Source organism: Lactobacillus taiwanensis, assembly GCF_017894345.1.
In the GTDB taxonomy this organism is placed as follows: domain Bacteria; phylum Bacillota; class Bacilli; order Lactobacillales; family Lactobacillaceae; genus Lactobacillus; species Lactobacillus taiwanensis.
Window position 1 is genome coordinate 241647 of sequence record NZ_CP059276.1, and the last position, 13262, is coordinate 254908.

Genomic DNA, 13262 nt, shown 5'->3' on the forward strand with positions numbered 1-13262 from the left:
AAGTAGGGGAAGAGAATGGTTGAGGTAGATTTGAACCATATCTATAAAAAGTACGAAGGAAATGATAAATATTCAGTTAATGACTTTGATTTACATATCAAAGATAAGGAATTTATCGTTTTTGTTGGACCATCTGGTTGTGGTAAATCAACTACTTTGAGAATGGTTGCTGGTCTAGAAGATATTTCTAAAGGTACTTTAGAGATTGACCATAAGGTAATGAATGACGTTGCACCAAAAGATAGAGACATTGCCATGGTTTTCCAAAACTATGCTTTGTACCCTCATATGTCCATTTACGACAACATGGCTTTTGGATTAAAGCTTCGTCATTATAAGAAAGATGAAATTGATAAGCGAGTTAAGCATGCAGCAGATATTTTAGGTTTATCAGAATATCTTGATAAAAAGCCATCTGAATTATCTGGTGGTCAAAGACAGCGTGTTGCCTTAGGACGAGCAATTGTTCGGGATGCGCCGATCTTCTTAATGGATGAACCATTATCAAACTTGGATGCAAAATTACGTGTCACAATGCGTGCTGAAATTGCTAAGTTGCACCAAAATTTGGGAACTACTACGATTTATGTTACTCACGATCAAACTGAAGCCATGACTTTAGCAGATCGGGTAGTAGTTATGTCGGTGGGTAAAGTTCAACAAATTGGTACACCTCTAGAAGTTTACAATACACCAGTGAATATGTTCGTAGCTGGTTTTATCGGATCTCCTCAAATGAATTTCTTCAACGTTCACTTTAAGGGTAACCGAATTAGCGATGGTAAAGGATTGAACATTGAAATTCCTGAAGGTAAGGCTAAGATGCTTAGGGAAAAAGGATATGAAGATAAAGACTTAGTCTTTGGTATTCGTCCTGAAGATATTCATTCAGAGGAAGCTTTCCTTGAAACTTGGCCTAATTCAGTTGTTGAATCAACTGTTGTTGTTTCAGAGTTACTTGGTTCAACCATTCAGCTTTATCAGAAAGTTGATGGAACAGAATTTGTAGCCATTGTAAATGCCCGTGATTACCATACTCCCGGCGATAAAGTAAGAATGGGGTTTGATGTTAATAAGGCCCACTTCTTCGATAAAGATACAACGAATGCTATTCGTTAATTTGGAGGAGAGGCCACTTCTGCAAAATATTAGTTAGGTTTACAACGAGTGTGAAACTTGGCTTACAGTTGTAATAAATGTATTTAGCCAGTTATGGCTAGGAGGAAATATTATGAAGTTATGGAAAAAATTAGCTTTAGGTAGTGTAGTAGCTCTATCAGCTATTTCATTAACTGCTTGTGGAAAGAGCTCTAATTTAAATGAATCAAAAAGCTCAGATAAGCAATTAACTCTTTGGGTAGATACTGCACGTGTTAGTTGGTATAAGGGTGTAGTAAAAGATTTTGAAAAAGAACACCCTAATATTAAAGTTAAAGTTACTCAAAATCCTAATGGATCAGCTAATGCTAAAACCGATGTTGGTAAAGATCCATCAAAAGCTGCAGATGTATTTAGTGTTCCAAATGATCAATTAGGTCAAATGGCAGATTCGGGTTACATTAACCCATTATCACCATCTGATACTAAAGCAATTAAGAATAATTCAGTTTCAGAAGCTTATAAGGGTGCCGAATGGAAAGGGAAGCTTTATGCATATCCATATGCAGAACAAGCTCAAACTGTTTACTATGATAAGTCTAAACTTTCACCAGAAGATGTTAAATCTTGGAAGACTTTGACTTCTAAAGGCGTAGTTGCAACTGACTTTACAAATGTTTATGTAATGTGGCCAGTAATGTTTTCAGCAGGTACCAAATTATTTGGTAACAACGGTGAAGATGTCAAAGGTTCAACTTTTGATTCTCAAAATGGCGTAAATGCAATGAAGTGGTATGCAGAACAAAAGAATAATAAGGGAGTTATGCAAACTTCAAATGCGCTTAACCAATTAAAGAAAGGTAATGCTCAAGCTATCTTAGATGGTCCATGGAATGCGGCTAACATTAAGAAAATCTTGGGTAAGAATTTAGGAGTTGCTCCATACCCAACTATTGAAGTTGGTGGCAAGACCGCGCAAATGGAAGCCTTCTTAGGTGTTGAATGTTTCGCAGTTAACTCACATACTTCTAATGCTAAGAATGCTGCAATTTTAGCTAAATACTTAACAAATAAAGAAAACCAATTAATTGTTCACAAGAATACCGGTGAAGTTCCTGTTAATACCGCTGCTCAAAATACTGCGGCAGTTAAGAACGATCCAGTTGCTAAGGCTGTATTACAGATGACTCAACCAGGCTACTCAGTTCTTCAACCAAAATTACCACAAATGTCAATTTTCTGGAACGATGCTGCTCCACTTGTTAGTGGTGCATACGATGGTAAGATTAAGCCATCACAATACAAGAGCAAGCTTGCTAAACTACAAAAGAATATTTCTAAGAAAGAATAATCTTGAAAAATCACATAAGCAAAGGTTTGATTAATTATGTTTAAGAAAAAACATGCTACGCCTGCAGTTACGTTAAAGGAAACATGGAAAGATGGAGATGCAGTAACTAAGTTAACCTTCTTCATTATGGGCTTAAATGCCCTCAGACATCGGCAATGGCTGAAGGGATTCTCGCTTTTATTTGCTGAAATTATATTTCTGATTTGGTTCTTTTTAAGTGGAATTCATTCAATTGCTGGTCTAAGTAACTTAGGTGCAATAAAAAGTAAACGCGTTGTATTTGATAAAGCTCAAGGAGTATATATTACTCAGCAGCCAGATAATTCAGTGTTAATTCTATTATTTGGTATATTAGCTTTATTTATTGTTGCTGGGTTTATTTACCTATATATCGTTAATTTAAGATCTAATAAACATACATTCTTATTAGAAAAAAGACATGAGCACATTCCAACTAATCACGAAGAAATTGCATCTTTGTTTGACCAAAGATTACATGCAACCTTAATGACGATTCCGATTGTCCTAATTATCTTATTTACGGTTTTGCCTACAGTCTTCATGATTTCGATGGCATTTACTAACTATGACCGTCAACACTCAGTTGGATTTTCCTGGACTGGTTTTCAAGCATTTGGAAATGTCTTAAGTGGTGATCTAGCAGGCACTTTCTTCCCAGTGCTAGGCTGGACTTTGATTTGGGCAGTGGCTGCTACTGCTACTACTTTCTTCTTTGGTGTTTTACTTGCCCTTTTAATTGAATCAAAGGGAATCAAGCATAAGAATGTATGGAGAACAATTTTTATAATTGTTTATGCTGTTCCACAGTTTGTATCTTTACTAATGATGGCGCAATTCTTAGATTATCAAGGACCATTGAATACATTACTTATGAACTGGGGCTGGATTAGCCACCCAATTCACTTCATTGATAATCAGGCTAGTCCTCTGATTGCTAGAATTACAGTTATTGTAGTTAACATGTGGATTGGTATCCCAGTCTCAATGTTAACTTCAACAGCTATTATTCAAAACTTACCGCAAGATCAAATTGAAGCTGCTCGTATTGACGGTGCAAGCCCAGTACAAATTTTTAATCACATTACATTCCCGCAAATTTTATTCGTAATGTCTCCAGCTTTGATACAACAATTTATTGGTAACATCAACAACTTTAATGTTATCTACTTGTTAACTGGTGGTGCACCAATGAACAATAACTACAATGGTGCTGGTTCGACAGACTTGCTTGTAACTTGGCTATATAACTTGACATTTGGTCAAGAGCAACGCTACAATGCATCCGCTGTTTTGGGTATTTTGATCTTTATCATTAGTGCTACATTCTCACTAATTGCATATCGTCATACTAACGCGTACAAGGAGGGCTAAAAATGAAGTCTTATAGTAATCAAAGAAGATTTGCTTTAATTTTTAGATATGTTCTATTAGCTATCCTAGCCGTATTATGGATTTTCCCAATTATTTGGATCATTTTAGCAAGTTTTTCATACAACAACACAGGCTTTGTATCTACAATTTGGCCAGAAAAATTTACTTGGCAAAATTATGTTGGTATTCTTACTAGCTCACAATATCCCTTTGTAAACTGGGTATTAAATACTTTATTTGTAGCTGTTATCTCAGCTACCTTATCAACTTTTGTAACGATTGCGGTTGCTTACGTATTATCAAGATTACGTTTTCGCTTCCGTAAGCCGTTTTTGCAAATTGCCTTAGTTTTAGGTATGTTCCCTGGCTTTATGTCCATGATTGCTTTGTACTACATCTTAAAGGCATTGAACATGCTAAACCTTGGTGGTTTGATCTTAGTTTATGTTGGTGGCGCTGGCCTTGGTTTCTACATTGCTAAAGGGTTCTTTAACACAATGCCACGAGCAATTGATGAGGCTGCTGAAATTGATGGAGCAAACAAATGGCAAGTATTTGTTCATATTGGACTACCACTTTCAAAGCCAATGATTGTTTATACTGCACTTACTTCGTTCATGGCTCCATGGGTAGACTTCATTTTCTCAGGTATTATCCTCTCTACCTCAGGAAATCCGAAGACCTACACTGTTGCCTATGGACTGTACAACATGGTTCACTCAGCAAAGGGTACAATGGCACAATTCTTTACTCAGTTTATTGCTGGATGTGTAATCATCGCGATCCCAATTACGATTTTGTTCATTGTAATGCAAAAATTCTATGTTAACGGAATTACAGCAGGTGCTGATAAAGGTTAATCAAATTAAAGTTTATGTGAAAAAAGTGTCCTGTCTTAACAGGACGCTTTTTATTTTAAGGAGAAAAATATGACACCTTGGTGGAAAAAAGCAGTTGTGTATCAAGTTTATCCAAAATCCTTTCAAGACAGTAATGGTGATGGGATCGGAGATATTCCAGGTATTATTTCAAGATTGGAATATTTAGAAAAATTGGGTATTGATGCTATTTGGCTATCGCCAGTTTATTTATCACCTGGAGTAGATAATGGCTATGATATTTCTGACTATCAAAAAATCGATCCACAATATGGAACAATGGAGGATATGGATAATCTAATTAGAGAAGCTAAAAAACATCGTATACGGATCGTTATGGACCTTGTAGTTAATCACACTTCTGATCAACATCCTTGGTTTATTGAATCAAAGAAAAGTAAGAATAGCCCATATCGTGATTTTTATATTTGGCGTGATCCAGTAGATGGACATGAGCCAAATGATTTGAAATCAGCTTTTTCAGGCTCAGCTTGGAAATTTGATGATAAAACTGGGCAGTATTATTTACACTTTTTTGCGGATCAGCAACCAGATTTAAACTGGAAGAATCCAGAATTAAGAAATAAGATTTACGACATGATGAATTACTGGATTGATAAAGGAATTGGCGGATTTAGAATGGATGTCATTGAATTAATTGGTAAAGATCCAGATAAAAAGATTCGTGAAAACGGACTAATGCTTCATCCATATTTGAAAGAGATGAATGAACATACTTTTGCAGGAAAAGACTTAATGACTGTGGGAGAAACATGGAATGCGACACCAAAAATTGCAGAAGAATATTCTGATCCGTCTCGCCATGAATTATCAATGGTTTTTCAATTTGAAAACCAAAGTTTAGATCAACAAGCTGGTAAAGAAAAGTGGGATTTACGAGCTCTTGATCTAGGAGAATTGAAAAAAGTTCTAGTTAAGTGGCAGACAGAAATTGATTTTAATCATGCATGGAATAGTTTATTTTGGGAAAATCATGATATTCCAAGAGTAATTTCTCGTTGGGGAAATGATAAAGAATATCGTGTTCAAAGTGCAAAGATGTTTGCAATTATACTGCATTTAATGCACGGAACACCGTACATTTATAATGGCGAAGAAATTGGTATGACAAATTGCCCTGTTACATCTATTGATGAAGTCGAAGATATTGAAAGTATCAATATGTATCATGAAAGACTGACTCAAGGCTATGAGCAAGATGACCTAATTAAGTCAATTAATGTCAAAGGACGAGATAACGCTAGACGACCAATGCAGTGGTCAAATAAAGAAAATGCAGGTTTTACTAGTGGAACACCATGGCTTAAAGTTAATCCCAACTATAAAAATATTAATGTCCAAGAAGCTTTATCTGATCCAGAGTCTATTTTTTATACATATAAAAAACTAATTAAGCTTAGACATGAAAATCCAATTGTAGTGGATGGAAATTTTGAATTAGTTGAAAATACTGGTGATAACGTTTTAGCTTTTTGGCGTAAGTTGGGGGATGAAAAGTGGCTGATTGTTGCCAACTTATCTGGTAAGAAGCAAGACTTTAATTTAGATAACGATTTTAGAAAGGTTTTAATTAGTAATTATGAAAAGCGAGATAGTCTAAAGAATATTACTTTAAATCCTTATGAAGCTTTTGCAGTTAGAGAATAATAAAAAGTGCGTTGATTTTAATCAATGCACTTTTTTAATCTATTTCTTTTTATTAGGACGTCTTAAGTAACGCAAAGTATTGTTTCGAATATACTTTTGAAATTCTTGATAAATCGGATCAAAAATTTGTGGTTCATCAGTTTCTTTGACCATTACTTTTGGAAAGAAGAAACGTTCATCTCCTTGTAAAGTTCCATTTAATGATTTAACTAATGGACTTAATTCAGACAGTTCTACTAAACTACCATCTGTTTGCATAATTTCAATTGGACTATGGGCATTTTTACCAGTTGGTTTATAAGCGTCATAAGGTTCATCAAAGGCTGAATTAGTTGCAGTGTAGTAGTTAGGATCAAAACCTGCCTGTTTAATTAGATTTTTAAGTTTTGGTAGTAAATTCTTAGTATCGTCATTAATTTTGACACTTTCAAGTGGGTGGCGGTATAAATAACGGCTTGAAAGATCTGCTAGAATTTGGTCACCAGAATTAGTCCATAACAAGAAGTTAGTCTCCATTACCCCGTCATCTAAATTAAGATAATCTTCAAGAGTCCAATCTCTTTTTAGAAAAGCTTCTAGTTGAGGTGTAACTTGAAGTTTTCCTTCTTCATAAATGATTTGAGCTCTTTCAAGTAAATGATGGAGAATAACCTCCATAGAGCGGTTTACACGATGAAAGTACACTTGTTGATACATTTGGTAGCGACTAATGATATAGTCTTCTACAGCGTGAATTCCTTTGTCTGTAAAGCAAATACCATCACGGTAAGGTCGAATAACTTCTAAAATTCTGGTTAGATCAAAACTACCATAAGTAACACCAGTAAAATAAGCGTCTCGAAGTAGGTAGTCCATTCTGTCAGCATCAGCTTGACTTGAAATCAATTTAACTACTTGAGGGTTAGGATAAGTTTTAGCAATAACGCTAGCAACTAATTCTGGAAAGTTAGGACCTACTTGTCTTAATGCTTGATTAACTTCGGTATTTTTGTCAGTAATGATTTGTTGGCCCATTTTTTCATGGTTAGTACCAAAGAGATGTTCAAAGGTGTGAGAATAAGGACCGTGACCAATGTCATGAAGAAGTGCCGCACATTCAGCTAATAATCTTTCGCTTGGATCCCATAATCCGTCTCCAGGTTCTTTACTTGGATATTTTTCTTCAAAAATATCACAAATTCTGCGTGTTAATTCATATACCCCTAGGTTATGTTCAAAGCGTGTATGTGTTGCACCTTGAAAGACATAGGAAGCAGGTCCTAATTGTTTAATACGACGCAGGCGCTGAAATTCTTTTGAATTAATAATATCTAAAATAACTTTATCTTTTACATGAATATAGCTGTGAACTGGATCGCGTACTACTTTTTCATGATCCAATTTTTTACTTTGAAATTTTTTCATTTTTCTTATACTATTTTCTCGGATAATAAAATAAATCTGTTAACTTATAATTAACTTGATTATAACAATAATGCTACTTTAAGGCTATCTTAGTATGGATGAAGGTGAAAATAATGAGTAAGGAAGTTGAAATTAAGATTACTAGTGAGATTCATCAAGAAGATGAATCAGCAGTTTTTGAAAGAGACGGTTTAGGATCAATCGAAAGAATTGGTGATGATTGGCGTATAAAATATGATGAAAAAAATAAAGAAGGCGACGTTGGAGTAAAATTATTGGTTAAACCGCATGAGCTTGTGATGCAGCGAGGCGACATTAAAGGTGATCATACATTAATGAAGTTTGAGCCAGGAGAAAAAAGAAAATGTAAAGTTATAGCTGCTGGTAAGCAAATGAATTTAGAATCTTTAACTAATAAATTGGATTTTTCTGAAATTTCTCCAGGAAAGATGCAACTAAAAGTTGAATATGATCTCTTTTCTGGTCTATACTTAGTAGGTAACTATGCAATAAAGATTGATATAATAGAATAAATCTTTAGCAAATTTAGATAACTTGATTACGTGAAAGGACGTGCCACTGTGGGGTTAGATGATTTTAAAGGTCAAAATAAAGACGAATTGTCAATGATCGAAGTTGCTCGTGCAATTTTACAAGATAGCGGCAAGCGGATGGCCTTTGCTGATATCGTTAACGCCGTCCAGAACTTTCTGGGTAAGAGTGACGAAGAAATTCGTGAACGTTTGCCACAATTTTACACTGATATGAACACTGATGGTGAATTCATTTCAATGGGTGATAATGTTTGGGCATTGCGTTCTTGGTTCCCATATGAATCTGTTGATGAAGAAGTAAACCATCCAGAAGATGAAGAAGATGCGCCACGTAAGAAGCACCATAAGAAAGTTAATGCATTTATTGGTGATTCTGACGATGATGATATTATCGACTACGATTCTGATGATCCAGAAGATGAAGATTTGGACGTTGAGGAAGACGACAACAATGAAGATGACTATTCAGATGATGATCTAGACGATGCCGATGACAATGAATTAGATGACGGAATTGAAGGTCAATTATCTGAGCTTCACCAAGATGATCTTGATGACGATGATGAGTAAAGTACTTGACGGAAAGAGAATTTCCCTTTAGTATTTTGTATGGGCACTCTATGTGCAATTAAGCTCCCATGTATTTGGGAGCTTTTTTTGATTTTAATGAATAATTTAAAGAAAAGAGAGGAAGCACGGCATGACAAAGTATATTTTTGTAACTGGTGGAGTTGTTTCATCACTAGGTAAAGGTATTTCAGCTTCAAGTTTAGGACGTTTACTTAAAAATCGTGGTTTAAAAGTTACTATGCAAAAGTTCGATCCTTATATCAACATCGATCCAGGTACAATGAATCCATATCAACACGGTGAAGTTTATGTAACTGATGATGGTACCGAAGCTGACCTTGATCTAGGTCACTACGAAAGAATTGTTGATGTTAGAACAAGTAAATATTCTAATGTTACTACTGGTAAAATTTATCAAGAAGTGCTTGATAAAGAACGTCGCGGTGATTATCATGGTGCAACTGTACAAGTGATTCCACATATTACTGATATGATTAAGAAAAAAATCATGCGTGCTGCCTTAACAACTGATTCAGATGTTATTATCTCTGAAATTGGTGGGACTGTAGGTGATATTGAATCAACGCCATTTATGGAAGCAATTCGTCAAATGCGTCGTGAAGTTGGTGAAGAAAATGTAATGTACATTCACTGTACTTTAGTACCTTATCTTCACGCAGCTCATGAAATGAAGACTAAGCCAACTCAACACTCTGTTGCTGAATTAAGAAGTATTGGTATTCAGCCTAACATGCTTGTTTTAAGAGCTGAAAAGCCAGTAGCACAAGAATTGAAGAATAAAATTTCTACTTTTACTGATGTTCCAGTAGATCGTATTATTGAATCAATTGATGCTCCTTCACTTTTTGATTTACCACTTGCTTTCCAATCTCAAGGCATGGATCAAAAGGTTTGCGATTTCCTTCACTTAGAAAGTCCAAAACCAGAAGCAGATATGGAAGCTTGGAAGAAACTTGATGAACGTGCAAAGAACTTAAAGCATGAGACTACAATTACTTTAGTAGGTAAGTATGTAGAACTTGAAGATGCGTATATTTCAGTTACTGATGCTTTGCAACACGCAGGTTACTTATACGATACCAAGATTAAAGTTAATAAGGTCCAAGCAGAAGACATTACTGAAGATAACATTGCAGACATTATGAAGGATTCAGATGGTTTAATTGTGCCTGGTGGTTTTGGTACTCGTGGCCTTGAAGGAATGATTACCTCGATTAAGTATGCTCGTGAACATGATATTCCATTCTTAGGTATCTGCTTGGGAATGCAAATGGCAAGTGTTGAATTTGCTAGAAATGTACTTGGATTAAAAGATGCAAATAGCGCAGAAGCTGATCCAGAAACTAAGGATAATATTATCGATATCATGGCTGACAAGCGTGATGAAGAAAATATCGGTGGAACTCTTCGTTTAGGTTTGTACCCAGCTACATTGAAGAAGGGTACTAAGACTCGCGCTGCTTACGATGATCAAGATGTCATTCAAGAAAGACACCGTCACCGTTATGAATTCAATAATGAATATCGTGAAGCATTTGAAAAAGCAGGCATGGTCTTCTCCGGTGTTTCTCCAGACAACCACTTGGTAGAAATTATTGAAATTCCAGATAAAAAGTTCTTTATTGCAGCTCAATATCACCCAGAATTTTTGAGTCGTCCACAAAGACCAGAAGGTTTGTTCAAAGCTTTTATTGGTGCAGCAAGTGGTCTTCCAGCACAACATTTTAATTAGGCTTTTCAAAAATTAAATTTCGGTAACAGGAGAGTCATAATATACGGGTTCTCTTGTTTTTTTTACGTTTTTCATTTAATATATTTTGTGATACATTTGGGTATTACAAATAGAGAAAAGGATTGTTTCCCCAATGAAACAGATGATTATTCATGGTGGAAAGCCCTTGAAGGGCGACGTATGGATCGGTGGAGCTAAAAATTCTACTGTAGCATTAATTCCAGCGTCAATACTTTCGCGGACTCCTGTTACCCTAGAAGGGGTTCCGCGAATTGCTGATGTAGATAATTTGATGGATCTACTTAGTGAAATGGATGTAAAGTGTGATTTTCACGAAACTACTTTACGAATAAATCCAGATGACATTAAGCGTAGTCCTCTTCCAGCAGGAAAGATTAAGAGCTTGAGAGCCTCTTACTACTTTATGGGCGCATTGTTAGGTCGTTTTGGCAAAGCTGTGGTGGGCTTCCCAGGAGGCGACGATATTGGACCTCGTCCTATCGATCAACACATTAAGGGCTTTGAGGCATTAGGCGCAACTGTTGAGAATGAAAATGATCAAATTATTATTACAGCCCCTAAAACTGGGCTTCGTGGTGCAAAAATTCATTTAAAGATGCCTTCTGTAGGCGCAACAATGAACATAATTATGGCTAGCGTTATGGCTAAGGGTCAAACCGTTATTGAAAATGCAGCTAAAGAGCCTGAAATTATTGATTTAGCGACATTTTTAAATAATATGGGAGCCGTTATTCGTGGTGCTGGTACTGATGTGATTCGAATTGAGGGAGTGGAAGAGTTAAAAGCTCAAACTCCCCATACTATTATCCCCGATCGAATTGAAGCTGGAACCTACGTGGCTTTAGCTGCATGTATTGGTGATGGAATTAGAATTCATAATATCATTGAAGAACACCTTGATTCGTACTTGGCAAAAGTAGAGGAAATGGGTGTAGTAATTGACTCTGATGAAGATTCACTTTATGTGTATCCAGCAGGTGACTTAAAGATGGTTCAGGTTAGAACTGACGTTTATCCAGGTTTTGCAACTGATTTGCAGCAACCAGTTACTCCGCTTCTTTTAACAGCTAAAACTGGTGAAGGTGTAGTAATTGATCAGATCTATCCTAAGCGAGTAGGACATATTCCTGAACTTCAAAAGATGGGTGCCAATATTCATGTTGAAGATAATATTATTTTAGTTCATCCAACACATCACTTACATGGGGCGCATGTTAGTGCTGGTGAAATTAGGGCAGGAGCTTGTTTGATGCTCGCTGGCTTAATGGCTGATGGTGAGACTATTATTTCGAACGCAGGTAATATTTTGCGTGGTTATGATAGAATCGAACAAAAATTGCGTCAATTAGGTGCAGAAGTATCTGTAATTGATGTTTAAGATTAAATTTCTAATAATAAAAACCTGCAACGATAATCTTTATCGCGCATAATTTAACTGATGAAATGGTTCAATTATTTGATCGTAGGATTAATTTAAGTAAGTAAAAACTGTGAATTATCATTTTGGTAATTCATAGTTTTTTTGTTGATTATTAAATAATTTTCGAATTTAAAAAAAGTGAAATATCTTAATTTGCTTGTAAATTATTAAAGAGTGGCAGATGGTTACTAAATTGTTGATAATATTTTTCCTCATCAGTACTTTTGACTTTGACATTAGCAAATTCTGCTTGATGTAAATCGGACTCACTAATCTCAATTTGATCAGTAAAAGTTGCATTACCAATTAATTCAATCCAGTAGTGATGATTTTCGTGATGAACAATAGTTTGAACTTTTCCTCCAGGATTGTATACATCAATTTTTTGATTAAAAATGCCTTTCTTAGGATGTGTTAAACAAAAAGCTAAGGAACTTGCCGACATTCCTGTACCGCAAGCATTAGTAAAGCCAACACCGCGTTCATATGTACGGACAAACAACTGATTTTCACCAATAATTTGGACAAAATTAACATTAACCCCATCACTAAAATAAGGATTCTCATTGTTTAAATATTCGCCAACCTCTTTTAAAATATTACTTTCAATTTGTGCTTGATTCATAAAACTAATCAAGTGAGGGTTGGGAACAGCTAGCGATGTAAAACGCAATCCCGGATAAATCTCTGGTAAATATTGATCAATAATTCGATCATGACCCAAATTTTGAAAGGGTAATGCTTCTTTATTAAATAAGACAGGTGAGATTTCAACGGCAAAAGCATGTACTCCTACCGCTAAATCATCATATTTTCGAACGCGTAAATTAGAATTCATCGTATCAACTAAAAAACTATCTTGATGATATTTTTCTGATAGATAACGCGCTACCGTTCTAAGGCCATTACCACACATTGATGCCTCACTACCATCGGCATTAATTACCCGCATTTGCGCCAAAGCACCATCTCTAGTTGCCTTATTAATAACTAAAACCCCATCGGCTCCATTTAAAAGGCCATTTTGTGGATTGGTTATTTTTTTAGTTAATGCAATTAATTCTGATTCAGAAAGAGGAGTATTAAGTTCAGTTTGGTCAAGAATAAAGAAATGATTTTGAGAACCGTGAACCTTGTATAAAGTAGTCATGGG

11 protein-coding genes are annotated in these 13262 nt (G+C 35.5%); 9 read left to right on the plus strand and 2 right to left on the minus strand.

What is annotated here, in order from left to right; genetic code table 11:
* Positions 1-15 precede the first annotated feature (15 nt).
* The 5 genes from H1A07_RS01165 to H1A07_RS01185 all read left to right on the plus strand — a co-directional run bounded on the left by H1A07_RS01165 (position 16) and on the right by H1A07_RS01185 (position 6387).
* Positions 16-1119 carry an ABC transporter ATP-binding protein gene (locus H1A07_RS01165; RefSeq protein WP_057718063.1) on the plus strand — a complete coding sequence of 368 codons (1104 nt, stop codon included), beginning with the start codon at positions 16-18 and terminating at the stop codon, positions 1117-1119.
* 112 nt (positions 1120-1231) lie between these two features.
* Positions 1232-2449: an extracellular solute-binding protein gene (locus tag H1A07_RS01170; RefSeq protein ID WP_210145132.1), complete on the plus strand. Its 1218-nt coding sequence runs from the start codon at positions 1232-1234 to the stop codon at positions 2447-2449.
* A gap of 36 nt (positions 2450-2485) precedes the next feature.
* Entirely contained in the window at positions 2486-3841 is a 1356-nt protein-coding gene (locus tag H1A07_RS01175) for a carbohydrate ABC transporter permease (protein WP_210145133.1), read from the plus strand.
* A gap of 2 nt (positions 3842-3843) precedes the next feature.
* Complete coding sequence (locus H1A07_RS01180; RefSeq protein WP_210145134.1) at positions 3844-4701, plus strand: sugar ABC transporter permease; 858 nt, start codon at positions 3844-3846, stop codon at positions 4699-4701.
* A gap of 69 nt (positions 4702-4770) precedes the next feature.
* Positions 4771-6387 (plus strand): glycoside hydrolase family 13 protein, encoded by a 1617-nt coding sequence (locus H1A07_RS01185; protein ID WP_210145135.1) that lies wholly within the window; start codon positions 4771-4773, stop codon positions 6385-6387.
* Positions 6388-6426: 39 nt separating this feature from the next.
* Here H1A07_RS01185 and H1A07_RS01190 read toward each other — a convergent pair whose 3' ends face one another.
* Positions 6427-7791, minus strand: coding sequence for an HD domain-containing protein (locus tag H1A07_RS01190; RefSeq protein WP_094498914.1), 1365 nt, complete (start codon positions 7789-7791; stop codon positions 6427-6429).
* A 113-nt stretch (positions 7792-7904) separates the two neighbouring features.
* Between H1A07_RS01190 and H1A07_RS01195 the strand changes: the two genes are divergently transcribed.
* The 4 genes from H1A07_RS01195 to H1A07_RS01210 all read left to right on the plus strand — a co-directional run bounded on the left by H1A07_RS01195 (position 7905) and on the right by H1A07_RS01210 (position 12067).
* Entirely contained in the window at positions 7905-8324 is a 420-nt protein-coding gene (locus H1A07_RS01195) for a YwiB family protein (protein WP_210145136.1), read from the plus strand.
* A 48-nt stretch (positions 8325-8372) separates the two neighbouring features.
* Positions 8373-8915 carry a DNA-directed RNA polymerase subunit delta gene (gene rpoE / locus H1A07_RS01200; protein ID WP_057718056.1) on the plus strand — a complete coding sequence of 181 codons (543 nt, stop codon included), beginning with the start codon at positions 8373-8375 and terminating at the stop codon, positions 8913-8915.
* Between the two features lie 130 nt (positions 8916-9045).
* Complete coding sequence (locus tag H1A07_RS01205) at positions 9046-10668, plus strand: CTP synthase (RefSeq protein ID WP_210145137.1); 1623 nt, start codon at positions 9046-9048, stop codon at positions 10666-10668.
* Positions 10669-10801: 133 nt separating this feature from the next.
* Positions 10802-12067, plus strand: coding sequence for a UDP-N-acetylglucosamine 1-carboxyvinyltransferase (locus H1A07_RS01210; RefSeq protein WP_057718054.1), 1266 nt, complete (start codon positions 10802-10804; stop codon positions 12065-12067).
* A 190-nt stretch (positions 12068-12257) separates the two neighbouring features.
* Here the strand turns inward: H1A07_RS01210 and dapF are convergent, their stop codons facing one another.
* Entirely contained in the window at positions 12258-13259 is a 1002-nt protein-coding gene (gene dapF / locus H1A07_RS01215) for a diaminopimelate epimerase (protein ID WP_210145138.1), read from the minus strand.
* Positions 13260-13262: the final 3 nt, after the last annotated feature.